Origin of the sequence: Streptomyces sp. sk2.1 (genome assembly GCF_008120935.1) — a bacterium.
Classification (GTDB): Bacteria; Actinomycetota; Actinomycetes; order Streptomycetales; family Streptomycetaceae; genus Streptomyces.
In genome coordinates, this window is record NZ_RDBO01000134.1 from 1 (window position 1) to 2,543 (window position 2,543).

Here is a 2,543-nt window from a genome sequence, read left to right on the forward strand (position 1 = left end):
GAGTGGGGGTGGGTGCCGGTGCGTCCCGGACCGGGACGACGGTTCCGGTGGCGTTGTCCGTGGGGTTCGGGTCCACCACGGCCCCGGCGACCGACCAGCCGATCCGCTGGTCCCCCGTGCTCACCCCGGTGAGCCGGGCGGTGACCGTCACGCTCCGGCCCGGCCGGAGCACCCCCAGGTCGCACTGGGGCGAGGCGGCGCCACAGGACCCGGCCGGGGTGGTGAGCTCCTCCAGGCGCACCCCGGGCGGGGCGTCGATGGTGAACACGGTGCCGGGCGAGGGGGCGGGCCCCCGGTTGGTGACCGTGACCGCCACCTCCCCGGTGTCGCCGACCTCGATCGAGGGGGCGGTGGGCGGCGCGGTCAGGGACAGGTCGACGGACTGCTGGAAGGCGGGCTCCTTCTGCCGTCCGTCGAGCCGCCCGCCGAACGACGTCAGGGCGCCGGAGGAGAGGTCCAGCACGGACAGCTGTTCCGGGGATTTCGGCGCGGCCTCCCGGCGCGAACTCATTACGAGCCGTCCGCCGTCCGGCGACCAGGCCACGTCACGGGGCTGGAAGGGGCCGTTCGGCGGGGTGTCCGGAAGGTCCTGGCCGCAGGCCCCGGGGTCGTCCCGCCGGGTGTCGGGGAGCACCACCCGGCACTCGTCACCGTTCGGCGAGGTGATCAGGATGCCGCCGCGCCCGCTGTTCTGGTCGTTGCCGCCGTCCTTGCGGTTGAAGGCGATGCGGGTGCCGTCCGGGGAGAAGGCGGGACTGTCGTCGATCTTCTTGCACTCGCCGGGGCAGATCCTGGCGCTGAGGTCGTGCTGCTGGTCGAGCGCGTTCACCGGTGCGGTCCAGATGTGCTTGATGCCGCCGAGGCCCCGGATCACGTGGTTGCGGGTGAAGGCGAGGGTGGTGCCGTCGGGCGACCAGGCGGGCTGTGCGTCCTGTCCCGTCAGCTGCCCGGCCGGCGGGACGACCTTGCCGATGATCGCGCCCGTCGCGACGTCCGCGACGAGGACGCTGCCGGGCCCCGCGTTCTCGCCGACCCCGCCGGGCGAGGTCCTGGTGAACGCCAGCTTGGTGCCGTCCGGGGAGAACGCGGGGTCGGTGTCCCAGTCACCGGGGCTGCGCCCGGCGAGCGGCATCGCGGCCGCGTTGCCGCCGTCGGCGTCGGCCAGCCAGATCCGCTGGGTGCGCGAGCCCTTGGCGCCCTCGAAACGGGTCACGACGATGCGCCGGCCGTCCGGGGTGTAGCTCTGCCGTTCGGTCCACGGGTCATAGTCCTTCCCGGGGTTGAACAGCAGGTCCGCGTTGTCGACGGCGCCCGGGTCCTCCCACAGGACGGAGACCCCGAGGTCGCGCGGGTCCGAGCCGTCCTGCCGGACGTCCTGGAGCGTCGCGACCACCGCCGTTTCCTCGTTCTTGTCGTCCGGTCTGCGCGACGTCTGCCGGGAGACGATGACGGTCCCGGTGTCCAGCGGGCCGGTCCAGGTGGGCGAATCGAGCTTGCGGTTCTCATCCAGCACGGTCGTCGGTGCGGCCGTGTCGAAGGCGGTTCCCCGGTAGACACGTTCGTACTCGCACGTGCAGTCGCGGCCGAGGAAGACCAGGCCCGTTCCGTCCGCCAGCCAGGCGGCCGAGCGGGTGCGCCAGGTCGCCTGCCCGCCGGCGAGCAGTTCGCGGTCGGTGCCGGGGCGCCCCTCGGTCACCCACAGCCTCGGGTCGTCCTCCTTCACGCCGGGGGTGAGGGTGTACGCGATCTGGTCGCGGTGGGCGTCGTCGTCCACCGGGTTCCACGCCGGCTCGGTCGCGTTGCCGGTCACATGGCTGACGGGCCTCGCCGCTCCGCCGGACACGGCCTGCTCGTAGATGATCCCGGCGCCCCCGGCGCCGGAGTCGCAGGAGAACGCGACGCGGGTGCCGTCCGGGGAGAAGGTCGGGGAGGTCTCGTTGTTGGGGGTGTCCATCAGCCGCCGCAGACCGGTGCCGTCGACGTCGATGATCCACAGGTCGCGCTGGACCGTGCCGTCCGCGCCCCGCTCCTCGGAGTCGAACACCACGGTCCGCCCGTCCGGGGAGAGTTCGGGGTGCGCGGCGTCCCGGTCGCTGGTGAGCCTGCGCACGGCCCCGTCGGCCCCTCGCACGTACACCTGCGGGCGCACGCTGTCGCGCAGGCTGGTGAAGACCATCACGTCGCCGCGTACGAACGGGTCCTGGTCGTAGTGGGCCGGTCCGGTCCCGAACAGCGGGTCGGAGCTGGTCGTGCTGACGGTCCTGCCGATGCTGCGGTGCTCGGTCCCGGCGTAGGTGATGCGTCCGGCGTCGACCGGGGTCTCGTCCGCCGCCGCGGCCAGTCGTGGTGCTTCCCGCGGTTCGGACGCGGAGCCCGCCACCAGCAGCGGCGCCAACAGCACCACCACGCCCGCCAGTCGGTGCAGCCGGTTTCGCCTCGCCGGGCCAGCAGTGCCGGTCACGGCCCACCTCACAGTCTGGTTGATGACGCTCCCCTCGCCAGCATCCCGCCCGGCCCGGGCCGGGCGGGATGCTGGCGAGGGG

The 2,543-nt window shown here is 73.6% G+C and carries 1 protein-coding gene; it reads right to left on the bottom strand.

Annotated elements, in window-relative coordinates; translation table 11 throughout:
• The coding region (locus EAO76_RS41385; protein ID WP_148841396.1) for a DUF11 domain-containing protein at positions 1–2,461 on the bottom strand (2,461 nt) is incomplete at its 3' end.
• Positions 2,462–2,543 lie beyond the last annotated feature (82 nt).